The sequence below is a fragment of the Rhizobium sp. MHM7A genome, from assembly GCF_005862215.1.
GTDB classification, from domain to species: Bacteria; Pseudomonadota; Alphaproteobacteria; order Rhizobiales; family Rhizobiaceae; genus Rhizobium; species Rhizobium bangladeshense.
In genome coordinates, this window is the sequence record NZ_VCHT01000002.1 from 753,615 (window position 1) to 775,676 (window position 22,062).

Sequence of the window (22,062 nt, forward strand, 5' to 3'; positions counted from 1 at the left end):
TCGGCTGCTGGTTTTCCTTGGCCGGTTCGTCATGGCGCAGTGAAGGCGGCGGAGCTAATGAGCCACTTTATTCCTGTTGGTTCAATCTATACGTTCGGCTAGGTGTGGTTCGCTTCCATCATGTTGTGCCGGATACAGAGCGCTGGCGCTCACTTGAACGTTGATCAACACCCAACCATCTAATCCTTGACAACAACTCCACTAGCGACGATCGCAACCGCGATCGCTTCGCCAGCGGCTGGATGACCATCCGCCGCCCGAGGATCAGATCATGGGTTACATGGACAAGGACATAACGCCCCAGAACGACGGGGCGCTGATCGATGGCTATTCGCAATCGATCGCAGCAGCAGTCGACACGGTCGGCCCGGCGGTCAGCCGGATCGAGCGGGTCGGAGGCAGGCAGGGGCATGGATCGGGCTTTGCCGTCTCGCCCGATGGCCTGATCATTACCAACAGCCATGTCGTGGACGACGCCAGGGTTGTTCGCATAACGACGCCTGATGGATTCATCACCGAAGGCCGGGTGCTCGGCCGGGATGTCGATACCGATATCGCTCTTATTCGCGCCAATGCCAGCACCGGGGCCTGGGCGAGGCTCGGCGATTCCCAGCGTCTGCGCAGGGGCCATATTGCGGTCGCGATCGGAAATCCGCTGGGCTTCGAGTGGACCGTCACTGCCGGTATCGTGTCGGCGCTCGGCCGGTCGATGCGGGCGGCGAGCGGCCGGCTGATGGAGGATGTCATCCAGACGGATGCCGCGCTCAATCCTGGCAATTCGGGCGGGCCGCTGGTGTCTTCCGGCGGTGAGGTCATCGGCGTCAACACGGCCGTCATTCAGGGCGCACAGAGCATCGCCTTTGCCGTTGCATCGAACACGGCCAATTTCGTGGTGTCGGAGATTCTTCGTTACGGCCAGGTCAGGCGCGCCTTCATAGGTATATCAGGCGACACGATCGTGCTGCCGCGCAGGGTAGCGCTTGCGGCGGGTACGGTTCAGACGACTTCCGTTCGCATCCGGCGTGTCGAACCGGAAGGCCCGGCGGCGAAGGGCGGGCTGCAGGAGGGCGATTACATCCTCGCCATCGACGCCAACCCAGTCGGCGGCGTTGACGATATCGTCAGGTTGATGGATGGCAGCAGGATCGGCAAAGAGACGGAGATTATGGTGTTCTCAGTGGCCGGCCGGATCGAGAAGAAGGTATTGCTGCCGATGCCGCGGTCATGATGATCATTGCCATGGAGAGTTGCGGGCGGCCGCGACTTACCGAATGAGCGCGTGACCGCGACTGGCCATCCCAGAAGACGCGCTCTACGGCGCCGGCATGGCTTACATGCTTTGCGAAAGCAGAGCCCACGTCCCTTACGTCAGGCGCTGACCGCGTGCGGCTCCATTCCGGAAAAATCCACCGCCGCAAAGGCGGCCGCCAGCACTTCCGGTCCGGCGCCGCTTTTTGCCGCGTCGGTGGAGAGGATCTGGCGATAGCGCCGTGCACCGGGCAGGCCGGTGAAGAGGCCGACCATGTGGCGAGCCACGTGCTGCAGCCGGCCGCCGGCGGCGATATGGCGCTCGGCATAGGCCATCATCCGGTCGCACAGAGTCTGCCAGTCGGGTTCGGCCACCGGCGCGCCGAAGAAGCGGCGGTCGACGTCGGAAAGTATCGCGGCATTCTGATAGGCGGCCCGGCCGAGCATGACACCATCAACATGGGCGAGATGAGTTTCGGCCTCGTCGAGCGTGCGGACGCCGCCGTTGATGCCGATGAACACATCGGGCCAGCGCTGTTTCATCCGGTAGACGATCTCGTAGTCGAGCGGCGGGATCTCGCGGTTCTCTTTCGGGCTCAAGCCCTTCAGCCAGGCCTTGCGCGCATGGATCCAGATCGCGTCGGCGCCGGCATCGAGCACGCGACCAATAAGTGCTGGCAGGGCCTCTTCCGGCTCCTGCTGGTCGACGCCGATCCGGCATTTCACCGTCACGGGCACGGTCGCGACCGCCTTCATTGCCGCGACGCATTCGGCCACCGTCTCCGGCGTCAGCATCAGGCATGCGCCGAAGGTACCCGATTGCACACGGTCGGAGGGGCAGCCGACATTGAGGTTGATTTCGTCATAGCCATAGGGTTCGGCGAGCTTCACCGCCTCGGCGAGTTTGGCCGGGTCAGAACCGCCGAGCTGCAGCGCAAGCGGATGCTCGGCGGCGTCATGGCCGAGCAGGCGTTCCCGCGGTCCGTGGATGATCGCGTCAGCCACCACCATCTCGGTATAAAGCAGCGCCTGGCGGCTGATCTGGCGGTGGAAATAGCGGCAATGCCGATCCGTCCAGTCGATCATAGGTGCAACTGCTATTGCCAGAGCCCCTGATTTCCGGGCTTTTTCATAGAAACTGGCGGATTTGTCGGATTTCATATGTTGTAGACCGTTGCGCTGTTTTGTTGTGTTTTGCAGGGCTTTGTTGTACTGCTAACAACATTGTTGGAACATGTCAGGGCAATGTTGTATCTCAATGGGCACCATAGTTACCAGACCTCGCAAAGATGGAAAACCCTCATATCTAGCGCAGATTGCGAAGCGGCAGGACGGCCATACTGTTCGCGAAAACCGCACCTTCCGTGACCACAAGACCGCGAGGGCATGGATTCGCCAGCGTGAGGCCGAGCTCGACAATCCGAAAATCTTCCGAGCCGCTACTGGGCCAACACGGACCGTCGGCGACGCTATTGGCCGCTATACCGAGGAATATGGTGGCGAGATAGGTAGGACAAAGGCCGCGTGCCTTGCGGCCATTCAGCGCCATGCGATCGCCGGGATGGCCTGTGCCAATGTCAGCAGCGAAGACATCGTCGCATTTGCCCGGACTATCAGCACGGTAACCGGACTGACTAATCCTGGGCCGTCTACGATCAATAATTACATTTCGCATCTCGCCAGCGTCTTCGCCATCGCCAAAAAGGCATGGGGTTATCCGTTGGACCCGGAGGCGATGTCGGACGCGGTTTTCGTTCTACGGAAGCAGCAGGCAATTGCCAAGTCCAACAAGCGAGACAGGCGTCCTAGCCTCACCGAGTTGGATTGCCTGCTCAACCACTTCGGGGAACGCCAGCAGCGAGCGCCTCGTTCGGCGCCGATGGTCGACATCGTGCTCTTTGCCTTGTTCTCGACGCGGCGCATGGAAGAGATAACGCGGCTTCGATGGACTGATTATGAAGCCGCGACCGACAAGCACTCTGCCCGCGTTCTGGTCCGAGATATGAAAAACCCAGGTGCCAAGCGCGGCAACGATGTGTGGTGCGAATTGCCGCCGGAAGCGGAGGCGGTATTGGCACGCCAGCCAAGGGGTGGCGACACGATCTTCCCCTTCACGACCGATGCTATCGGTGCGGCCTTCACTCGGGCATGCAAGCTGCTGGGCATCGAGGATCTGCACTTCCATGATCTACGTCACGAAGGCGTTTCCCGACTCTTCGAGGCGGGCTGGAACATTCCGCACGTCGCACTCGTATCCGGCCATCGATCCTGGGCGTCCCTCCAGAGATACGGCCACATTCGGGAACGCGACGACAAGTTTTCCGGCTGGAAATGGAGGCCGGCATGACCGACGAGAATGATCCGGTGGTGAAGCTGCGCGAGGCGCTGGAAACAATCCGCAAGCGCTTCGATTCCGGTGCGGATGATTGGCAGTACGGGGCGCTAATAGCGTTCAGGCACTATTTGCAAGCGACGGGCTTTGAACGGCGCCTGATCGATCCAATCGAAGCGATGGTACTGGCAAATGTTGACGCCACACTGCTCGCGCGACGACGTGCGGACGGGGTGACAGGTACTCCGAAGGGGAGTGGAGAAAAATTTGCGCTCGCTTATGCGGCCGCAGCTGTCACGACCCTGAAGATCAAACACGGCATGAACTTGCCTGAAGCGCTCGCTGCAGTCGCCAAGGTATCCGGCATTGACAACGGAACGATCCGAAAATTCCGGGATAACCTAAGCCGTGGCGGCAAACGCATTCCAGGCGGCTCGAAGGAGAACTTCGAAGCGGTGATGTCTGAGATGCGCGACCTCGAATACAGCGCCGACGAAATTCTCACGGCGGTCGCCGCGATCGGCAAATTTGTGGGCTAGGCCGGTTTAGCCTCACATAACACGTGATGCATCTCCTTGCAGCGCGCCGCAATTGGGCGGCTCAGATTGCAAGGGAAAGCATTCATGCTCCTCGATACCCCACAAACCGCCAAACGAACCGGTAAGTCCGTATCCTGGTTGAATCACGCGCGCCAAACAGGCGATGGCCCGGAATACCTCAAGATCGGCCATGCCGTCCGCTATCGGGTCGAAGACGTCGATCGCTGGCTTGAGTCAAAGGCCAGAACGCGCATCTGGGACTTTGACGAGAAGGATCGCGAAGCCAAGGTCGCGTACCAGCAGGCGCGGGAAAAGGCCGCCAAGCGCGCGCCTCCGCCCCGCAAAGAGCAGGAGGCATCGCGTGAATCATGACGCAACAGATGCGGCGAGGGCCGCACGTTGCGTCAGCGTGCGGCCCTCACTCGATCGTCTCACCAGTACGGCGGTTGGACATCGAGAAGGCTAATCTCACCCAATTTGAAATTCAATCCGAACTCGATCTTGCCCGCCATTTGGCGAATTGCGGCGCTCGCCCGGTTTTAGAAGCGCTTCAGGCCGTCGAGCGGGGCGAGTCGGTAGGCTCTGTCCTTCGCGATTTTGCCCGCCTGCCATCTGGCTGCGATCGGCCGCGACTTTCCGGAGCCGCCGAGATCGTCGCCATGAGCGGCGACGGGAGACGGCGATGACCGAGGTCCCCCTTTCATTGATACGTCAAGACCCCGGTCTCCAGATGCGGGAGGCTGGGATCGATCCGGCCGTCGTCGCCGACTATGCCGAGGCAATGGACGCCGGGGCGGAATTCCCGCCTGTGATCCTGTTCTTCGATGGCGAAGGTTACTGGCCCGGTGACGGCTTCCATCGGATCGAGGCAAGCAGGACCCTTGGCAGAGAAACAATCAATGCCGACGTTCGTGACGGCGGCAAGCGCGAGGCAATGCTCATAGCCGTCGGCGCCAACGCGAACCACGGTCTCAGGCGCACCATCGCGGATAAGCGCCGCTCGGTGCTGGCTATGCTGCGGGACCCGGAGTGGTCGAAGTGGTCCGACCGGGAGATCGGCAAGCGATGCGCGGTCGATCACAAGACCGTCGCCAAGGTGCGATCTGAGATCACTGGGGATTTCCCCGGTGAACGGACATTCATCACCCGGCACGGCACCGTCGCCACGATGACCGTCCAGCAAGCCGAACCTGCACCAATGGGCGGCTCCATGGTCGAGCGAATGCTTTCGAAAGCCACCACCGAAGCGCTCATAGCCGAGTGCCGCCGGCGCGGGCTGGAGGTTTCCGGCCATGCGGATTGAATATGCGACCATCGGTGCACTGGCTGATGAAATCGGCTGCCGCCGTGAAGACCTGATTGCCCTCAGTCCCGACAACGATCCGTTCTACGTCCAACGGCCGAGCCGTGTGGCCGAGGCGCAATGGTTCGCAAGCTTGTGGCAGTCCTTGGGCTTTCAGGCTGGGAGCCATCTGCGACGACTGCATTACAGCATCATCTCTCAGGAACAGCCGATCCTGAAACCAAATGGTGCGCAGTATCTCAACACTGAAAACGACTGGAAGACCCTTCTTTCGGCTTCGCTGTCGGCACGCTACCTTCGACTTATCCCGGACGGGGCGCTCGCCGATCATCGCAATGATCCGCCGATCATCAATGCGTCCAATCCGGGAACTCGACAGCCTTGGGCGTTCGTTGCCGGCGAATATCAGGCGGACTTGACCTATCATACCCCAACCAATGACGTCTCGCCGCCGGGGGTATTTGTCCATGATCTTACCGTGGCTCAACCCTACCTTGTCGAAGTCTGGGTTGAGAAATCCACTCAGAATGATGTCCTCGTGCCGTTGGCGAGGCGGCTTGGGTTCAACCTCGTTTCCGGCACCGGCGAGACATCGGAGATCTTGGCGCGGCACGCCGTGGAGCGAGCTATCTCGGATGGCAGGCCGACGCGAATTTTGTACGTTTCCGACTTTGACCCTGGTGGTCGCAGCATGCCGGTCGCCCTTGCCCGCAAGATCGAGTTCTGGATTCGCGAAGCGGACCTCGATCTGGACGTGACGCTCGACCCCGTCGTTTTGACGCCCGAGCAATGTGAACAATACCGGCTCCCCCGCACACCGTTGAAGAAGACCGAACGCCGAGCGGCGAAGTTCGAGAAGCGGTTCGGTGAAGGCGCGACCGAGCTGGACGCTCTGGAGGCGCTGCACCCCGGCGAATTGGCGAGGATCGTTGAAAACGAGGTCTGTCGCTACATCGACACGACCCTTCCCTCCCGTGTTGCCGAGGTGAACTTCCGTCATTGGCGGGAGATAAGACGGGTCGAAGGCGAGGTCCTGAAGAATTACGACATCGCCGACATTCAGCGCCGCTACGACGAGTTGAAGGATGCCTTCCAAGCTGGAGCCGAGGCTTTGGAGGAGGAGACGCAAGAACTTTGGCCGCAGATCGCCCAGGACCTGGAAGCTATCATCCCAGCCTTCGACCCGGAGGACATGCCGGAACCGCGCCCTGCTTCGCCTCCTGATCAGCCTCTGTTCGATAGCAGCCGGCCCTATCTAGACCAGATCGACGCCTACCGCCGTTGGCAAGGACGGGGAGGCCCCAAATGAATCTTCACGATCTTGCGAAGCGGCTGGGCGGCGAACTCGGCCGGAACGGCCATGTCAGCTGTCCTGGTCCGGGCCACGGGGCGAAGGATCGATCTCTTAGCGTCTGGTTCGACGGCGCCGACCTCCGGGTTTACAGTTTTTCAGGCGATCATTGGCAAGCCTGTAAGGACCATGTGCGCGAACGCCTCGGCCTGCCCGCATGGGAGCCAGGAAAGGGGCGGCAAGAGGCACCCGCTTTTCACACCCCAAAGCGGCCATGCGACGACCGTGATGAAGCATCCCGCATCGCTCTTGTGCGCCGCCTCTGGCGCGAAGGGGAGGACCCGCGAGCGCCGCCGGTCGTTGCGTACTTCCGACATCGCGGACTGCCGCCTCTATCCAGCGATCAGCTGCCGGTCTTTCGGTATCATCCACATTGCCCGTTCAGCGGCGAGCGCGTGCCGACGCTGCTTGCGCGCTTCTCGCCAATCGAAAATGATCCCGGTCTTGGGGCCGAGCCGACGGCGATCTTCCGCATCCGCCTCGATCGCTATGACGGTGACCGACGCAAGCTGGTGCTCGGGCCGTCGAGCGGGCAGGTCGTTAAGCTCTTCGAAGACCTAAGCCTCGGCGGAGTCGGGATTACCGAAGGCGTTGAGAAAGGGCTTGCGCTTGCCGCGACCGGCTGGCGGCCGATCTGGGTCACCTGTGGTACGGCAACGATGCGGACCTTCCCGCTATTGCCCTGGATGGAGGCCCTGACGGTTTTCGCTGATCGTGACGAGCCTGGCCGTGATGCGGCGCTTGCCGCCGTCGCCCGCTGGCACGATGCCGGCCGTGAAGCACGTATCCTCCAGCCGCCGCTGGGACATAAAGATTGGGATCAATGGTTTCGTGGAGGCAGTCAGTCATGAACCACCGCACCATCATCGATCTCGAACGCGAAGCCCAGCATGTCCATGATCCGATGGAACCGGAGTTCGTTTCGGCGTTCGACGGTGCGGTTCCTGCCCGTAAGTTTCTCGACAGCGGTTTCTTCTTCCCGATGCGTAGCGTGACAGGATTGAGCGGCGACGGCGGCGTCGGAAAGACCCTGCTAGCCTTGCAGCTTGCCGTCGCGACAGCCTCCGCCGACCTGCAATGGCTCGGCTTCGATATACTGCGTCATGGACGGGTCTTATTCCTGAGCGCCGAAGATGACCGCGATGAGGTGCACATCCGGCTCGCCGGCATCTGCGAAGGGGAAGGGATCGACCTGCACAGCCTGGACGAGACCCTGGCGTTCCTCCATTGCGCCGGTCATGACGTGGTGCTGGCGACCGAGGAGAAGGGACGCGCAAAGCCGACCGAGACATTCTCCCGGCTCCGTAAGGCATGTGAGAAGGTCCGACCAAAGCTGCTGATCCTCGACCCGCTTGCCAACCTATTCCAGGTCAACGAGGTAAACCGCAACGCCGCGATTGCCTGCATCGGTCTCCTGCGTGGGCTGGCAATTGATTTCGAAATGCACGTGCTGATTTTAGCGCATCCCTCTTTATCGGGGATGAGCAGCGGCTCAGGAATGTCCGGTTCTACTGGCTGGAATAACGCCATGCGGTCGCGGCTTTATCTCACCACCAAGCGCAACTCGAACAGTGGCGATGACGATCAAGAAGTCGATCCCGACGCGCGCTACCTGACGCCGAAGAAGTCTAACTACTCGAAGCTAAGCGAGGCAATCCCGTTGCGCTGGGAAGATGGTCGCTTCGTGCGCGCTGAGGAGGAGCGGCCGTTCGATGGTGTTACCGTCCAGCATCTCGAACAGGTCCGTACGGCGTTTCGGAGCAGCGAGTTCCGCTATGACCACCGTGCCGGTGATTGGGGCGGGTACCTCGTCGCTGAGATCATCGGCGTCGATATCGGTAGGGGAAAGCTGCTTCGCGATCTCACGGCAATGCAGAAGGCCGGAAGGCGGAAGGTGCGCTCGATTATCTCAGCCTGGATGCACAGCGACCAGATCAGCATCGTCGAGCGCAAAGACGGCCGTACCGGAAGAGATACGAAGTTTTTTAGGGCTGGATGAAATGGGCTTCCACACTCTTCCACAGTCTTCGTTTTCATGGACGACCGCCATGCGGGTAGGTGTCCACCACACTCTTCTCTCCCTTTATAGAGGGAGAGTGTGGAACACCGTGACCCGCCCCTCATTGGAGAGCGTGGAAACATTCCGGCGCGGCAAAACGAGGGGCAGCATGGCCGCGGACGATTCCCTTGTTATCAAAAACCGCTTTTGGGGACAGCGTCGGTGACAGTAGGTGCCAAGTCTTCCAGAGCGCGCCAGCGACGCTACCGAGCACGGAAAAAAGCCGGCCGTCGTGTGCTTCAAATTGAGATCGACGAGGTCGAACTCACCGCCGCGCTGGAACGGTTGAAGATTCTAAGCCCGCTCGACGCCGACGATGACGAAACATTGCGGCGCGGGCTCAATAGGATAATCCAGGTCCTCTGCCGCCCCGATGCTGACGCATAACGTCTCACGTGCCGGAGGTTTGCTACACTAGGAAAATGAGCGATCGGAATTTGAGCGAAGTTGTTGTCCATGAGGCCGCGCATTGCGTCGCGGCGCTCCTGCATGGAATTCGCGTCCGCCGGGCATCAGCTGACGGTGAGGTTACTCTCGAGCCGCCCGGCGACTATCTAGAACAGGGTCGTCATCACGGAGGTCTCGCCGTAGCATACGCGGTCGCGGCGCTATCCGGCCAAGCTGCGGCGCCTAACACCGGGATGTCGAAATCGGATCAACAGCTCCTGGAGCATTCAGTGTTTTTGGGGTCGTGGGCCGACGATCCCAATGACATGTGCTGCGCGCTTTCTGCTCTCGCAGCACGCTTCGTTATCGACCATCGCCAAACGATCGAGAAGCTGGCTTTTGTCCTAGCTCAACGCGGCACTATGTCGGGCACCGAGATCGAGGAGTTGCTAGAAGGGCTTAGAAATGACGGATGAGCACGAAGAGGAACTCGCTTTAATTGCAGCGCGTGCGGCCGAGATCAGAGCCGGTCTGAATGCCGCCTACTCACCCGAGGAACTTCGAAGGCCCTTAAGTACCAGGTGTGTTCACGCGCTCATCGCCGCCACGACCGCCGCTACAGGGGCAAAACTGACGGCACTCTCTGCCCGGATTGAGCAGCTCGAAGCTGGCGGCGTCCGCTACGCCGGCATCTGGCAGCGGGCTTTGCCATACAGGAAAGGCTCGGTCGTCACTTCAGATGGCGCAATGTGGATCGCGCTCGCGGATACGCCGGAAGGCGTCGTACCCGGCAGCGATCCGAGCATCTGGCAGTTGGCGGCGAAATCCGCCCGGCCGAAGGCATCAGGGAGGTGACGGCGATGACCAACCATCAGCAGCGGGAAGAGATAGCCGTCACCGCCTTGAACGCCGCTATCGCCTTTACCTGCCACTTCGGCCGCGCACCGGATAAGCGTGAGCGCGACCTCCTCCTGCATGCGCTCTTGCAGTATTTCGCTGAACGTGACGCACCGAGCGCGACGCTCCAGTGACACGCAGGCGTGCAGAAGGGGGGGAGGTCCGATCCGAAGATGACCGCAGCCGCCGGACCCGCGCGCCTTACACGGAGGGATTTTTTTCTCGCGCCAGAAAACTACAGGTGAAGTTTTTCCCGCCCATAGATGGAAATGGCTAAAAAGACCTCCGGACGACCGCCGCATAGCCCTAGCCCAACTGACCGCCGTGTCGTTGAGCTGTTGGCTTCTAGGGGAGTGCGGCAGTCGGAAATCTGCTACGTCCTCGCCATCAGCGAGAAGACGCTGCGGCGGCGTTACGGAGCGGAGTTACGCCGCGGCGCATCTAAGTTCGAATGCTCGCTCGCTCTGCGGCTTTTCGACCTTGCGGGCGGCAAGGGCGCTATCGCTCTCAGGGCGCTCCAGTTCGTCATGCGATCTCGTTTTGGTTGGACGAAGTTCGCGCCTCCTCCGGCGTCGCGCTGGGCCAATAAAGACCGTTACCGCTAACCTTGCTGTTGGCGGTGGACGTCAATGATACGGAGAAGGTGATTTGCCAGCATGATTATCTCGATCGCCTCGCGGGGATTGTCCAAGTTCACGTCTCGGTGCGATTGAGGGTTTTTATAGGAACCGATAGCTCCAACAAAGAGATTCATACGCGCATCCCTCTCGCCCTCGTCAACCGTCATGTCGGCCAATGGGCCGGTCTGGGGGTGGAATGCGGTTCTCATCAACCTGACGCCTAACAATTCTGTAAGACCGGAAGCCTCTTTCACCGCCACCTCTACGGCTTTCATGGCTTGGAAGACGGCAACATCATACTCGCCCCTTACAAATGCCTGCCATACTGGAGCGGAGATTCGAGCATGAAGCCCTTCTTTGTCCAGCATCTTCGCATCGCGATATGCTTGGAAATCTCCTTCATCTGCAAAGGCGCGAGCACGGCGACTTAGCATCATCCAACCGCTACCACTAAATTGCCCTCGTGCCGGCACGAGCAAGCCTTGCGCGACCAGCCACGCGAACGCCTCCCGCATAGCCTGCCCAACCTCGTCCCAGCTGTGTTGCGGATAGGCTGAGCCGGTCGAGTTGTAGACCTCATTCTCAAGATTGTGGGGGCTGATATTTTGCTGCTGCGATTGAAGCAGAAAAAGGATTTTTGCAGCGAGCTCTTCCGGCTCCATTGCGATGATGACTTCTGGATCTGGGATGGATCGATATAGAGCGTACAAAAATATGCACCTTTCAAATTAGAGAAAACTATCTCCGCCATGCGAAGCCGGCAAAAGGTGCAGCATGCCGCACCGTCTCGTAAACGCTCGTCGTAGGCGACGATCACAAGACGCTGCACTTAGCTGTTTCCAAAAGGGAAGAACAAATGCCGCCTGGTGAATTGTGGGTATGATGCATCCCCACCCTTGCGGGAATCGAGCGGAACACGTTCCTATGGAAATGGCGGCGAATCGGAAGTTCGCCGCCATTAACGTAACCAAACCATCGGACGGCTCGATATGAACGCAATTCAGACTTTAAGCCCGTGGGCAGAGTCGTCAAGCCGTCCTGTGCTTAATCACAGGAATAGTCGAAATGATAGCTGAAACCATCGCGGGCCTCGGCGCGGTTAAAACCGCCTTCGAAATCGCCAAGACCGTAAAAGACATGGACAACTCTGTTGACCGGAACTTAGCGGTGATAAATCTGCAAAACGAAATTCTGTCCGCGCAAGCCGCTCAAGCGGCGCTTGTTAACAGAATAGGCGATCTTGAAAAAGATCTGGCTCGGTTCGAAACATGGGAGAGCGAGAAGAAGCGTTACGAGCTGGAGCAACTTCCACCGGGTATTTTTGCGTATCGGGTAAAGGCCGGAATGGAGAATGGCGAACCTCCGCACAAGATATGTGCGAACTGCTACAACAAAAACACCAAATCGCTCCTGCATAATCTCGGCTCCGGCAATGGCTTGACCCAATGGAAATGCCATTCTTGCGGCTTCGCCGAACACAGCGGTCATTTTAACCCACCTAACATCAATCGAAGCGGCAGCTGGATGGCTTAATCTTGCTTCTTGTCCACCCTTCCCAGGCTTTGGTTTGGGGAGGGGTATGACGCGGGGCAAGAGCGGGGTGAGGTAGCAACCAAAGGGAAGCCGGTTAATGTTCCAGACGGAAACATTAAGGGGCTACAGCCGCCGATATTGGACTCTCCCGCGAGGACGTTCACTGAGAACGCCTATCCTGGCATCGTTCGACGGACGCTCATATGAAACAAGGTAAAGCGAAAGGCTATCGGGTGGCGGTGAAGGATGATGCCGGCAGTTCCGTGCATCAGGGGCCTTTTTCCAGCGAGGAGCGGGCCCAACAGGCTTTGCGCATCCTACTAGCAACTTTCGACGGCTCAGACCCAAAGGTTGGTCGTGCCGTGGCGTGGAAGATTTATCCGGTATACCAGGGTAGAACCGTGCCCTGGCAACCTGTCGCATCGACCGGCGACACATGACTAAAGGCCCCGCATGACCACGCCAGACACCGCTACCCTCCTCGAAGACGCCGCCGACCGCATCGCGGATGTCTCCCGGCCCGACCTTCAGATAATGCTTCGTCGCGCAGCCCTGCTATTGCGCAACTCCGGCTCAATCGCTTTCGACGCCGACATTGAAGAAGCCCTCCGGGATCTGTCTGGCGAGTTCGGCAAGACGCGCAACGATACCGTCAGGTTCATCGTCAGGGAGTGGCTGGAGAAGAACACCTATCTGCCTGTGCATGAAATGGACGAAGATGTGACGTCGATGGGAGTGCATGGGCCGCACTATAGCTGAAGGGCAAAAAGGCTAACGAAGAGGTTAGCCATCTGTTTTTTTCTATGTCAGACAAGAGGACGAAGTCTAATTGAGTCGCAATGCACACCAAAGGACCGTCCGCAGCACTATTCGAGGGAGATGAAATTGTCGTTTGACGATTTGACCGCAGACATTTTGAAGCCGGAAAAGTACGAAGGCGCCCCTTCCGTCCTTTACCACTATTGCTCTAACGAGAGCTTTTTTAGAATCATCGAGTCAAGATCAATACGCCTCTCGGCGTTGAATTGCTCGAATGATAGCTCAGAGGGTCAATGGTATTGGGATCTTCTTGCGCAGGAATTCCAATCGCGTGGCCTGGACATCCACACTAAGCTGCCTGGCCTGTATGAACGGCTCTTTGGCAGGGGGCCGACCCTTGGCTTCTGTTTGAGCGAGGCGGCAGATCGGCTAAGCCAGTGGCGCGGCTACGCGGATGATGGTCGTGGTTTTTGCATCGGTTTCAGCGGGGCGGCATTGCAGTCGTTCCGGAGACGATTTGTGAAAGTTGAGTACTCGCGGGAAAAGCAAGATGCCATGATCAAAGAAATAGCCAGCCGCCAAATCGATGGTGGTCGCGAGCTGACCGATGGCATCGACGAATACTCGGGAAATCTCCTGTACGCCATGAAGAACCCCGGGTTCGAGGAGGAGCAGGAGTGGCGGCTGCTTTCATCGAAGCCGGCCGAGGATTGTGACTATTTTTCGAGGGGGAACATTCTAGTACCTTATGAGACGCTGAAGATGACCGGTGAGGACCTGGGCGTTTTCGTCAAAAAGGTAATAATTGGCCCCAATAACAAGACGCCGGCAGCGTTCGTTCAGGCATTTCTGCACAAGTATGACTTCACGCGAAGTCAGGTGAGCGTCGAGCCTTCCAAATCGACGTACATAAACAGGTAAGCGACTCTGCGGAACAATCGCTAGTCGCCGTCGCCGTCGGCAATCCGAGAGATCGCCGCATTGTCCTGCTCGTCGCGCAACCCCTTGTATGAGGGGTGGCGCAGCTTGCCGTCGTGCGTCCAGCCTCGGTATTCGATCTCGGCGACGAGTGTAGGCTTGAGCCAGATCAGGTTTTTGCGCCCACCGGAATATTTCACCGTAGGCGCCGGCACCTTAAGCTTGTCCATCGCAGCGCGAAGTTTCAGCGCCTCGCTCGCGTTGAATCCGGTTCCGACCGATCCGACATAGACCAGCTGGCCCTCCCTCCGCGCGGCCAACAGGAGCGCGCCGATATTCCCGAACGCCGAGTTGGACCTCTGATAGCCAACAATGGCGAAGCCGTCGCTCTGGACGCATTTGATCTTCTGCCATTCGCCACCGCGCCCGCCGCGATACGTGCTGTTCCGGTCTTTGGCGATGATGCCCTCAAGCCCATGCTCGCAGGCAATGCGAAAGAGCTTGTCACCGTCCGCTTCGATCTCCTCGGAGAGGCGAATAGCTTCCTCCCCGCCGGCCGGCACTATCCCCTCGAGGAGATGGCGCCGCGCGGTGAGCTCTGTCTCGGTGAGGTCATGGCCATCGAGGTAGAGAACGTCGAAAGCCATCAGGACCGATTCCCACGATGTCCGCTTTCCGCCACGGCCGCCGAGCGACTGCTGAAGCTTGCCGAAATCCGATCGCCCCAGCTCATCGAACACGACGGCCTCGCCATCCAGTATCGCAGTCGAAACAGGAAGGCGCTTTGCCTGGGCGGCGATGGCAGGAAATCGTTCCGTCCAGTCATGGCCGCCACGGGTCAGAACCCGGACGCCCTTGGGTTCAATATGAATGGCTAGGCGATACCCGTCCCATTTGACCTCGAACGCCCATTGCCGGCCTTTCGGCGGCCTCGGCTTCAGCAACGCCAAACACGGGTCGATGCGTGCCGGCATGGGGTCGAGGGTAAGCTGATGCTGGGCCGGGTCACGCTTCTTACGCGGGCGGCTGCGGACCGGCGCTTCGGTCTCACCGAGCAGCGGCTTGGAAGGCTTGCGAGGCGGCTTTGTCATGCCCGCAGTTCAGCAGCAACATCTTAAAAAGCAATTTGCCTAGAATGATTATTGACTCGTCTGACGATGAGAACATAATAAGAACATCGGCGAGGCGGCCGCCAATCTGAAAACTGAGTATGGAGCACGGAATGCGCGAGCAGCCGATCGGCGAAGCCATGGTTGATGATGAGATCGCAGAGGTGCTTGCTTATCACAAAGGCGATGCACAAGCGGCCATTGGAACCCTCCTGGCAGACATCCGTCACCTTCGCTGGCAGCTCGTATTGACGGAAGGCGCCATGGGCCGAGGCATCACCCGCGGTTGGCGGCCGAGTTACGATCGAGACTGACAATGCCGGAAATGAACGAAGCCAAAAAGTTGCGGGGGTGGAGCCTGCGCGACGCGGCTGAAGCCGGTCAATTGCTGGAGGTCACATGTCAATTCTGTCGGAGGACATACCGTTTCTTTCCGCGCGACCTGCTGCAATTGACAACGAACGTGAGCCTCGACCGTCTGGCCGGCCGTTTCCACTGCGAGCGCTGCAACCGCGGAGATTATATGAACCTGAAGGTCGTCCAAATCTGGGGATCGGAGATCGGCAAGCTCACCGTGCGCCGCTTGGTCCGGATCAGCACGGTCAAGAAGCCGATATGGGAAGACGGAGTGCTGTAGAATGGCCTCGCGACGCGACAATCCGATCGCCCGATGGCGCCTGGATGCTCACCTTCCCCATCATGTCGCCCTATGGTGGGGGAACTATCATTCCGGAGATCATGCCTATGATGTCCGCGGCAGGGGTGAAGTCCTGATCTCTGCGTTGGCCTATGATCCCGCTTCCAGATCCTATCCTGCTTCCGTTGAGTGGGATCAATACCTTGTTTTCTGCTTCGCAACCCGCGAAGCTGCATGCCGCTTTAGGGACCGCTGGCGCGGTCAATTCATCGATACAGACGAAGTGGACCGAAAGGGCGCATGGACGCCGAGGGAGGGAAATGTGTGCAATCTCTATCGGATGCTGAGCAACCAGGATGCCATCCGCTCAATCACGCGGGCTATGATCGACAGCACCGGCAACATGGAGCCTATCACCGAGTTTTGGCCCGACTACAGGGCGCCGATCGTCCGCAACACGCCAGCCGGCCGAGAGCTGGCCTATGTGCGGTGGGGTCTGCCGAGTTCGTCTCAGGCGATATACCAGGCAGCCACGAAGCGAGCTGATGGTCTCAGGAAGAAGGGCAAGGAGGTGGACTTCCAGCAGCTCCTAAAGATGGAGCCGGATGGTGGGACAACTAACGTCCGCAACGTCGAGAGCAAGCACTGGAAGCGCTGGCAGGGTGTCGAGTTCCGCTGCGTCGTGCCGTTCACCTCCTTTGCCGAGCCGGATCCAGCGAATAAGCCTGAAGGCGGTCGGACGCCAAACGCCTGGTTTGCCGCCGACCCAAGCCATCCCCTCATGTTCTTTGCCGGGATCTGGGTGCCGCAATGGGAGAGCGTGCGTAAGGTAAAGGAAGGCCTCACCGTCAATGACCTGTTTGGGTTTCTGACCACCGAGCCCAACGGAGTTGTGGAGCCGATCCATCAGAAGGCTATGCCGGCCATTCTTACGAATAGCGATGAGATCGAAGCCTGGCTGACGGCGCCGTGGGAGCAGGCCCGCAAATTGCAGCGGCCGTTGCGCGATGACCAGCTAATCCTTCTGGCGCCTGAGGCGGTGGCCGCATGAGCATTACAAACCACTCATCGGCACCCGGCGCCAATGTGCACTTTGAACATTATTGTGAGGAGCCTGGCTGCAAGGAATGGGGAGGATTCGGCAATAGCCCCTCGAAGGCGATTCCGGTTCGATGGTGGTGCTGGGAGCACTTCCCCCACAAAACTTACGAGCAGGAACAGGCTCTGAGACGGAAGCTCGAGGCTGCGGAAATGGGGGCGCCGAATTGATTGCCGGTTTGATCCTATGCGCATCACTGACGGCTGTCGATGGCGACACCGTGAAATGCGATGGGCAAAACATGCGACTGCTGGGGGAAGGTATCCCGTTCGTCTCGGGCATCGACACGCCGGAGATCGGATCGCACGCGAAGTGCCTCAAGGAACGGAAGCTGGCGCTGATCGCCAAGGGCAGGCTGAAAGAGCTTCTGGCTAAAAAGGGATTGCGCGTCGTCTTTAGCGGCGCGACGGACCATACGCCGTCGCACCGACCGCTCGTCAACATCTACAGAATGAACGGGGAAGAGATCGGCAAGAAGCTGCTGCAGGAAGGCTTTGCCAGGACATGGAGCCCGAGGCGGCCCCACGATTGGTGCAACGGATAGCGTCCAAATATTGCTACTAATGCCAGTGACGCGATTGTGGCGTCGAGCCGTCGGGTCGTTTCCTCGGCCGCGCCCGGAAGTTCGATCCGAGAACCCTGAGGCGACGCTTTCGCCGCGAGTTGGACGTCGGCGCCGCAAAACTGGAATCCGCTCGTGTCGGCTATCTGCTCCGCCTTGCCGCCGGTACTGATGATGTGGCGCTGCGGGCGATCATCTTCCTTCTTCGAAGCCGGTCTGGTTGGAGCGAATTCTTGCCGCTGCACTACTGAGGCCACCCCGCTCAAAAACTAGGTGCGGGCAGATGGTTCGCGGTTAAGGCCATGTGTTCCAGAATGCAGCAAGGCCGTCAAGAAACGCGCGACAGTGGTCAGGATGCCATGAAACGGAGGAGTCGGCAGCGAGAAGAGTGTGCTGTTCATTTGCGCAACGAAACTCGCTTTTATCCACCTGTAACAGCCAGTTCAGGCAGTTCCAGACCGTATCGGCATAACTTTTGCCAAAGAGATGGACTGGCACGTTGTAGAGAAGTCCTTCGATATAATATGAAGGTGCCACCCCCGTGGACAGTATCCCAGCTTCAGTCGCGCGGCTTCGCATATTCTTGAGAATGCGTGCCGCGGGCTTGAGCCAGTTGTTGGTCGCCTGGTGGCGAGTTGTCAGGTTCGTGGAGTGAAGCTGGGGGTAATTGACAATCCACTGGCCGTTCCTGGTAAGGAACTTCACTCCCTCAACGCTATCCGTACCCATAAACCCAGCATAATAGAACCGCTTATGTTTCGCCGAGATAAGCACGTCGGCTTTTCGCCGGTTTCCGCGAGCGGCTATTGTGACAGCCTTGTTGCCCACATCAACATCAGAGGAGTAGTTGGCAACCAGCCATTGGACCACTTCTGCCTTAAACTCCTGTAATCTGTACTCCGAGGGTGGATGGTCACGTGTGAAGGCCTTGTGATCATCTGCACTCAACGCGCTAATGTCATAATAGAAGACCGAGTCCATGCGGATGACGATATCCACGTCGCTTTCGGTCCGCACGTTGGTATCGTTGCCGTAGGAACCCTGCAGAAACACGCATGGCTGGCGTGACCGGAATGGAGCGTCAGCGTGTTCGAGAACGGCCTTGATGTCGGCATATGTATCTTTGGACGTTACCTGAGCGCCTATGGCTGCCCAAGTTTCCAGTTGCGCTTCCGGAATAGCCATCTGCTCTCCTGTCAGGTGAAAAGCTGTAGGACGCATTGTTCCTGCGCCGCATACGACTGCTCGCCCCGTTGATGCAAAAGATTGAGCTTCGTCAAATCATGCTCCAGCAGATCTGTCGCCATCTCGGGTTGAGAAAACGTGTCATTGATCCGCACCGTCCGCACATCGCTGAACAGCACTTTGCGAAGTTGGTCCATTGACTGAGTGTTGATCTCCAGCACCTTCTGAAGGAGCCGAACAGAAGGAAGCTTGTTCAACGTCCAAGATGGACTGAATGTCACCTTTTTTGGCGAGGGATAGACACCGACGCCGATGCTTAGAAGCGCGATGTCAGGCCGCGGGATTTTGAATGCTTCCACCGCGTCCGCGATTGCGTAAAGTGACGGATTGTTAGCGCAAAAGCCACCGTCCCCAAGCTCAACCCTATTTCCTTTCGAGGTTGTGATGACCTTGCGCGAAAAAAAAGGATATGCCGAACATGACGCCTGGACGGCATCCCGCAGCTTGCAGCCGAAACCGGGGACGAAGCTGGCCTGCCGCCCATGTGCCTGTCCGTTGTCAGCCTTGAAAATCATCGGTGTCTCAAGAAGCCAGTTAGTAGCGACTATACCGATGCCAGTCTTCACCTTGTCGAACCCATCGTCCTCGAAAATTGCTTCGGCCAGCTCCGTCAGCTTGGCAGTCTTTTGGCTAGGAAGCCAAGGTCTCATGACGGTTGGGACATGCTCTTTGTAAAGCTCATGGACGTCTGCAACTGATTTGCCAATGGCAAGCAGCGTTCCGATGATCGAGCCAGTGCTGGTGCCGTAGATCAGGTCAAAACGCTCACACAAGGGCGCACCAAGCGCCGCTTCAACCTCGGCCAATACGCCAAGGGTGTAGAACCCTTTGGCGCCGCCGCCGTCCAAGCTCAAGATGCGGAAAGGTTTTGATGCTGCGACTTTCTCGACCAAACAAAGTCCCCAAAGCAAAATCAATTTTGTTATAGACGAAAGCGGATGCGAGGTGACCCGCCAACTCGCTACTCTCCACTGAATATTTGAAAGGTCGTCGGCGTGACTACCGACGACCGCATGAGCGCCTGAAATACCGATCGGCACCAGGATCACCCGGCAGGTTGGAATGATCGAGATACCCCTTTTGGAGAGATGTTCGCCGTGCGGCAACGCGGTTACGATCTTCGCGCATGGGGGAATGGGGCATGCGTCCGGGCTATCGTGTTCCGCAGAAAAAATCGGTGCTGCTAAGGGCGCCGGGTCTGGTCATCGGCGCGGTCGCTTTTGGTGCGGCGGGCGGCTGGACCGCGAGCGACATGCTGGCCTCATGGAGCGCTCCTGGCGGCTCCGGTCTATCATGCAGGATCAAGGGCAACGTCTCGATCGAGACGGGCGAGCGCATCTTCCACGTGCCGGGGCAGAAATACTACGCACAGACCAAGATCAGTCCGCAGTATGGAGAACGGTGGTTCTGCTCGGAATTTGAAGCTTGGGCTGCCGGCTGGCGGAAATCGAAATCGTGAGGCTTTGGTGTCGGACATGCCGTTGGAAATGGACTTGACCGAAGATGGCGTCGGTAAGCTTGCCGAAGTTTCCGGGTGCCGCCCAAAGACACGGCCCCACGCACGCAATGTTCTCTCCGGGGCATAATCCCCGGCCTTTATCGATGAAGCGCGCTGGCGGCCCCGTGAGAGGCAAAGCGGAGCATTAGCGCCGGGTGGAGAGGCCGTGTCTCACAGAAGAGATCGAGGAAGATCATGGCATTTTTCTGCATAGCGCCGGTCCGCTACAACAATGCATACAACATGCCGGCGGAACGCTTTGCTTTTAAGGATTGTCGGTCCTATCGATCATCGGTGCCACCGCGAATATCGGCCTCTTAGCAGTCATCGACGGTCCATTGTTCCTTGTAGCCGTTGCGCCTCAATGCCGGCGCTGCATCGCCCGTCGGACGAGATCATCATTAGGGGCGCATATAACACCTGGCCGTGCGATCGACAAATACAAGCGCCGCAACAAAAACGGCGCCCCTTTCGGAGCGCCGTTCCTGCCGCCGAAGCGATAATCTAGCTTACGAAGCCGAGATGTTGACAGCCTTCGGGCCCTTGCCCATGCGGTCCGGCTCGGTGTCGAAGGTAACCTGCTGGCCTTCGCGCAGCGACTGGATGCCAGAAGCCTGCAGCGCAGAAATGTGGACGAAAACGTCCTTTGCGCCGCCGTCCGGCGTGATGAAACCAAAACCCTTGTCCTGGTTGAAGAATTTTACGGTGCCTTTGGTGGCCATTGGGAGCGTCCTTTTCCCTTAGTCTGTGTAGTATCCGCGCCCCCGAGAGGAAGCGGACGGCTTTAGCTTTCGCCCCGAATCGTTGGGACGAAGGGTCAGTCGGAGAAGTCACGTACGGGGAAAGAACGTCTACGCAGGCGGGTATTCCCGCGCCCCTTCCGTGAAGGAAGAGATACCACATCAGTCCAGTCACCGGCATGCAAATGCCCGAGTAGGTGGATTGGTGCCATCATTTCGGTCAAAAGGCAAGCGACATTATTGTGGCATGGCCATTGTCGTGACAGGAAATGCCGAAGATTCAGATACTTGACGAAAACTTAGCAGATCGTTGCGCCGATGTGCCATAGCGGGATTCCGTGTCGAAACGGGATGAGGCGCGCTTCAGGTGGCCGCGCATGGATTTTGCGGAGCTGCGGTCGGAGCGCAGGCCATATCAATCAGCCCTCATGGTGAAGAGGATCGCAGAGCCTGCCTCCGGTGTTCCGGGCGCCGTTATTGCTCCGCCCTCATCGCGAGATGCGTAGCCTTAGGGCGAAGCCTCGAAGGACGGGGGCGGCCACCGGTGCCATTGCCTTTGATTCTGCAGAGGGGCTGTGCGGATTGCAGGTAAGGAGTTGTGCGCCCACCCTTGTGGTTCGAGACGCCCCCTTGGGTCTCCTCACGATGAGGGCTCTCTTCTGGCGCCTGCCGTTTTACTGCGCATCCCCGAGCAGTGCACTCAGGCTCCAGGGATTATCGCCCTGCTGATCGGCGATGTCGTCGACCTTCCAGCCGCCATGCTCGCGCACCAAGCTGTAGAAGAGCGTCACCTCCTTGCCGTTGTCGAACTGTACTTCCACCTCGGCCTTGTCGTCCAACAGGATCGGCTGTCCGATCCTAACATTGCTTGCCTCCCCGTCCTGGCCCGCAATAACGGGATCGAAATCGACCGCGCCGACATCGCCCTCGGGCGTGTTGTCGAGATCGGCCTGGAGAAGCTTGTTCAGATGGTCTGAAAAGAAGATCGAATAGGGCGAGGGCGCTTCGGCATCGCTCCTGTCGGTGTCGTAGCTGTAAAGCGCCTTGAGCAGCGCCTTCGGCGTCTTGTAGGTCTCCGCCAAGGCGGGCAGGGCCGCGAACGCCGAGATAGCAAGGCCGAGGATGATGGTGGGTAGACGCATGCAGGCTCTCCTCCGATGAGCAGAGAATGATAGTCGAAACAAGCGTCGAGGTGGAGCGGGATTTTCTGCGGTGGCCGACGTCGC

At 58.9% G+C, this 22,062-nt stretch carries 30 protein-coding genes; 23 read left to right on the top strand and 7 right to left on the bottom strand.

The genetic code is table 11. The annotated features are described in order from the left end of the window. The first annotated feature begins 271 nt into the window (after nucleotides 1-271). Nucleotides 272-1,228, top strand: coding sequence for a trypsin-like peptidase domain-containing protein (locus FFR93_RS11915; RefSeq protein WP_138393356.1), 957 nt, complete (start codon nucleotides 272-274; stop codon nucleotides 1,226-1,228). 140 nt (nucleotides 1,229-1,368) lie between these two features. On the opposite strand, the gene dusA is transcribed toward FFR93_RS11915, so the two are convergent. Then, a complete protein-coding gene (gene dusA, locus FFR93_RS11920) occupies nucleotides 1,369-2,409 on the bottom strand; it encodes a tRNA dihydrouridine(20/20a) synthase DusA (RefSeq protein ID WP_138393357.1) in 1,041 nt (346 codons plus the stop codon). Nucleotides 2,410-2,506: 97 nt separating this feature from the next. Here dusA and FFR93_RS11925 point away from each other — a divergent pair, with 97 nt between their 5' ends. The 12 genes from FFR93_RS11925 (at nucleotide 2,507) to FFR93_RS11975 (ending at nucleotide 10,721) form a co-directional block, all read left to right on the top strand. Continuing rightward, nucleotides 2,507-3,595, top strand: a complete 1,089-nt coding sequence (locus FFR93_RS11925) for a site-specific integrase (protein WP_138393358.1) — start codon at nucleotides 2,507-2,509, stop codon at nucleotides 3,593-3,595. Next, nucleotides 3,592-4,119, top strand: a complete 528-nt coding sequence (locus FFR93_RS11930; RefSeq protein ID WP_138393359.1) for a hypothetical protein — start codon at nucleotides 3,592-3,594, stop codon at nucleotides 4,117-4,119. The genes FFR93_RS11925 and FFR93_RS11930 overlap by 4 nt, the downstream gene beginning before the upstream one ends. 84 nt (nucleotides 4,120-4,203) lie before the next feature. Beyond that, nucleotides 4,204-4,491, top strand: coding sequence for a helix-turn-helix domain-containing protein (locus tag FFR93_RS11935; protein ID WP_138393360.1), 288 nt, complete (start codon nucleotides 4,204-4,206; stop codon nucleotides 4,489-4,491). A gap of 310 nt (nucleotides 4,492-4,801) precedes the next feature. Next, the gene (locus tag FFR93_RS11940; RefSeq protein ID WP_138393361.1) at nucleotides 4,802-5,422 is read left to right on the top strand and encodes a ParB/RepB/Spo0J family partition protein; all 621 of its coding nucleotides are present in this window, start codon (nucleotides 4,802-4,804) and stop codon (nucleotides 5,420-5,422) included. Continuing rightward, nucleotides 5,412-6,731 carry a hypothetical protein gene (locus FFR93_RS11945; RefSeq protein ID WP_138393362.1) on the top strand — a complete coding sequence of 440 codons (1,320 nt, stop codon included), beginning with the start codon at nucleotides 5,412-5,414 and terminating at the stop codon, nucleotides 6,729-6,731. The genes FFR93_RS11940 and FFR93_RS11945 overlap by 11 nt, the downstream gene beginning before the upstream one ends. Beyond that, nucleotides 6,728-7,624 carry a toprim domain-containing protein gene (locus FFR93_RS11950; protein WP_138393363.1) on the top strand — a complete coding sequence of 299 codons (897 nt, stop codon included), beginning with the start codon at nucleotides 6,728-6,730 and terminating at the stop codon, nucleotides 7,622-7,624. The genes FFR93_RS11945 and FFR93_RS11950 overlap by 4 nt, the downstream gene beginning before the upstream one ends. After that, entirely contained in the window at nucleotides 7,621-8,772 is a 1,152-nt protein-coding gene (locus tag FFR93_RS11955) for an AAA family ATPase (protein ID WP_138393364.1), read from the top strand. Before FFR93_RS11950 ends, FFR93_RS11955 begins: the two co-directional genes overlap by 4 nt. Nucleotides 8,773-8,994: 222 nt before the next feature. Continuing rightward, complete coding sequence (locus FFR93_RS11960; RefSeq protein ID WP_138393365.1) at nucleotides 8,995-9,219, top strand: hypothetical protein; 225 nt, start codon at nucleotides 8,995-8,997, stop codon at nucleotides 9,217-9,219. Between the two features lie 50 nt (nucleotides 9,220-9,269). Beyond that, nucleotides 9,270-9,695 carry a hypothetical protein gene (locus FFR93_RS11965; protein WP_246661299.1) on the top strand — a complete coding sequence of 142 codons (426 nt, stop codon included), beginning with the start codon at nucleotides 9,270-9,272 and terminating at the stop codon, nucleotides 9,693-9,695. Next, nucleotides 9,685-10,074, top strand: coding sequence for a transposase (locus FFR93_RS11970; protein ID WP_138393367.1), 390 nt, complete (start codon nucleotides 9,685-9,687; stop codon nucleotides 10,072-10,074). Before FFR93_RS11965 ends, FFR93_RS11970 begins: the two co-directional genes overlap by 11 nt. A 5-nt stretch (nucleotides 10,075-10,079) precedes the next feature. Beyond that, nucleotides 10,080-10,250 (top strand): hypothetical protein, encoded by a 171-nt coding sequence (locus FFR93_RS40830; protein ID WP_171049163.1) that lies wholly within the window; start codon nucleotides 10,080-10,082, stop codon nucleotides 10,248-10,250. Nucleotides 10,251-10,469: 219 nt separating this feature from the next. Further along, the gene (locus tag FFR93_RS11975) at nucleotides 10,470-10,721 is read left to right on the top strand and encodes a hypothetical protein (protein WP_246661300.1); all 252 of its coding nucleotides are present in this window, start codon (nucleotides 10,470-10,472) and stop codon (nucleotides 10,719-10,721) included. On the opposite strand, the gene FFR93_RS11980 is transcribed toward FFR93_RS11975, so the two are convergent. Then, a complete protein-coding gene (locus FFR93_RS11980) occupies nucleotides 10,718-11,398 on the bottom strand; it encodes a TIGR02391 family protein (protein ID WP_138393369.1) in 681 nt (226 codons plus the stop codon). The two genes, FFR93_RS11975 and FFR93_RS11980, sit on opposite strands and share 4 nt — an antisense overlap. 403 nt (nucleotides 11,399-11,801) lie before the next feature. On the opposite strand from FFR93_RS11980, the gene FFR93_RS11985 reads away from it, so the two are divergent. The 4 genes from FFR93_RS11985 (at nucleotide 11,802) to FFR93_RS12000 (ending at nucleotide 13,949) form a co-directional block, all read left to right on the top strand. After that, complete coding sequence (locus FFR93_RS11985) at nucleotides 11,802-12,269, top strand: hypothetical protein (RefSeq protein ID WP_138393370.1); 468 nt, start codon at nucleotides 11,802-11,804, stop codon at nucleotides 12,267-12,269. A 203-nt stretch (nucleotides 12,270-12,472) separates the two neighbouring features. Then, the gene (locus FFR93_RS11990; protein ID WP_138393371.1) at nucleotides 12,473-12,709 is read left to right on the top strand and encodes a hypothetical protein; all 237 of its coding nucleotides are present in this window, start codon (nucleotides 12,473-12,475) and stop codon (nucleotides 12,707-12,709) included. Between the two features lie 13 nt (nucleotides 12,710-12,722). Further along, nucleotides 12,723-13,028, top strand: coding sequence for a CopG family transcriptional regulator (locus FFR93_RS11995; protein WP_138393372.1), 306 nt, complete (start codon nucleotides 12,723-12,725; stop codon nucleotides 13,026-13,028). 126 nt (nucleotides 13,029-13,154) lie between these two features. Further along, the gene (locus tag FFR93_RS12000; RefSeq protein WP_171049164.1) at nucleotides 13,155-13,949 is read left to right on the top strand and encodes a DUF2971 domain-containing protein; all 795 of its coding nucleotides are present in this window, start codon (nucleotides 13,155-13,157) and stop codon (nucleotides 13,947-13,949) included. Nucleotides 13,950-13,969: 20 nt separating this feature from the next. Here FFR93_RS12000 and ligD read toward each other — a convergent pair whose 3' ends face one another. Beyond that, nucleotides 13,970-15,037, bottom strand: a complete 1,068-nt coding sequence (ligD, locus tag FFR93_RS12005) for a non-homologous end-joining DNA ligase (protein ID WP_138393374.1) — start codon at nucleotides 15,035-15,037, stop codon at nucleotides 13,970-13,972. A gap of 131 nt (nucleotides 15,038-15,168) precedes the next feature. On the opposite strand from ligD, the gene FFR93_RS12010 reads away from it, so the two are divergent. The 5 genes from FFR93_RS12010 to FFR93_RS12030 are packed head-to-tail and all read left to right on the top strand — an operon-like array spanning nucleotide 15,169 to nucleotide 17,335. Continuing rightward, complete coding sequence (locus FFR93_RS12010) at nucleotides 15,169-15,369, top strand: hypothetical protein (protein ID WP_138393375.1); 201 nt, start codon at nucleotides 15,169-15,171, stop codon at nucleotides 15,367-15,369. Nucleotides 15,370-15,380: 11 nt separating this feature from the next. After that, nucleotides 15,381-15,692 carry a hypothetical protein gene (locus FFR93_RS12015; protein ID WP_246661301.1) on the top strand — a complete coding sequence of 104 codons (312 nt, stop codon included), beginning with the start codon at nucleotides 15,381-15,383 and terminating at the stop codon, nucleotides 15,690-15,692. 1 nt (nucleotide 15,693) lies between these two features. After that, nucleotides 15,694-16,743: an SOS response-associated peptidase family protein gene (locus tag FFR93_RS12020; RefSeq protein WP_138393377.1), complete on the top strand. Its 1,050-nt coding sequence runs from the start codon at nucleotides 15,694-15,696 to the stop codon at nucleotides 16,741-16,743. After that, complete coding sequence (locus tag FFR93_RS41395) at nucleotides 16,740-16,961, top strand: hypothetical protein (protein WP_138393378.1); 222 nt, start codon at nucleotides 16,740-16,742, stop codon at nucleotides 16,959-16,961. The genes FFR93_RS12020 and FFR93_RS41395 overlap by 4 nt, the downstream gene beginning before the upstream one ends. Next, nucleotides 16,958-17,335, top strand: a complete 378-nt coding sequence (locus FFR93_RS12030; protein WP_138393379.1) for a thermonuclease family protein — start codon at nucleotides 16,958-16,960, stop codon at nucleotides 17,333-17,335. The genes FFR93_RS41395 and FFR93_RS12030 overlap by 4 nt, the downstream gene beginning before the upstream one ends. 312 nt (nucleotides 17,336-17,647) lie before the next feature. Here FFR93_RS12030 and FFR93_RS12035 read toward each other — a convergent pair whose 3' ends face one another. Then, entirely contained in the window at nucleotides 17,648-18,538 is an 891-nt protein-coding gene (locus FFR93_RS12035) for a nucleotidyltransferase (protein ID WP_138393380.1), read from the bottom strand. Between the two features lie 11 nt (nucleotides 18,539-18,549). Beyond that, nucleotides 18,550-19,704, bottom strand: coding sequence for a patatin-like phospholipase family protein (locus FFR93_RS12040; protein ID WP_246661302.1), 1,155 nt, complete (start codon nucleotides 19,702-19,704; stop codon nucleotides 18,550-18,552). A gap of 35 nt (nucleotides 19,705-19,739) precedes the next feature. Here FFR93_RS12040 and FFR93_RS12045 point away from each other — a divergent pair, with 35 nt between their 5' ends. Beyond that, nucleotides 19,740-20,057, top strand: a complete 318-nt coding sequence (locus FFR93_RS12045; protein ID WP_138393381.1) for a succinoglycan biosynthesis protein exoi — start codon at nucleotides 19,740-19,742, stop codon at nucleotides 20,055-20,057. 548 nt (nucleotides 20,058-20,605) lie between these two features. Here FFR93_RS12045 and FFR93_RS12050 read toward each other — a convergent pair. Continuing rightward, nucleotides 20,606-20,818: a cold-shock protein gene (locus FFR93_RS12050; protein WP_003540801.1), complete on the bottom strand. Its 213-nt coding sequence runs from the start codon at nucleotides 20,816-20,818 to the stop codon at nucleotides 20,606-20,608. Nucleotides 20,819-21,510: 692 nt separating this feature from the next. Then, nucleotides 21,511-21,978, bottom strand: coding sequence for a DUF3828 domain-containing protein (locus FFR93_RS12055; RefSeq protein WP_138393382.1), 468 nt, complete (start codon nucleotides 21,976-21,978; stop codon nucleotides 21,511-21,513). Nucleotides 21,979-22,062: the final 84 nt, after the last annotated feature.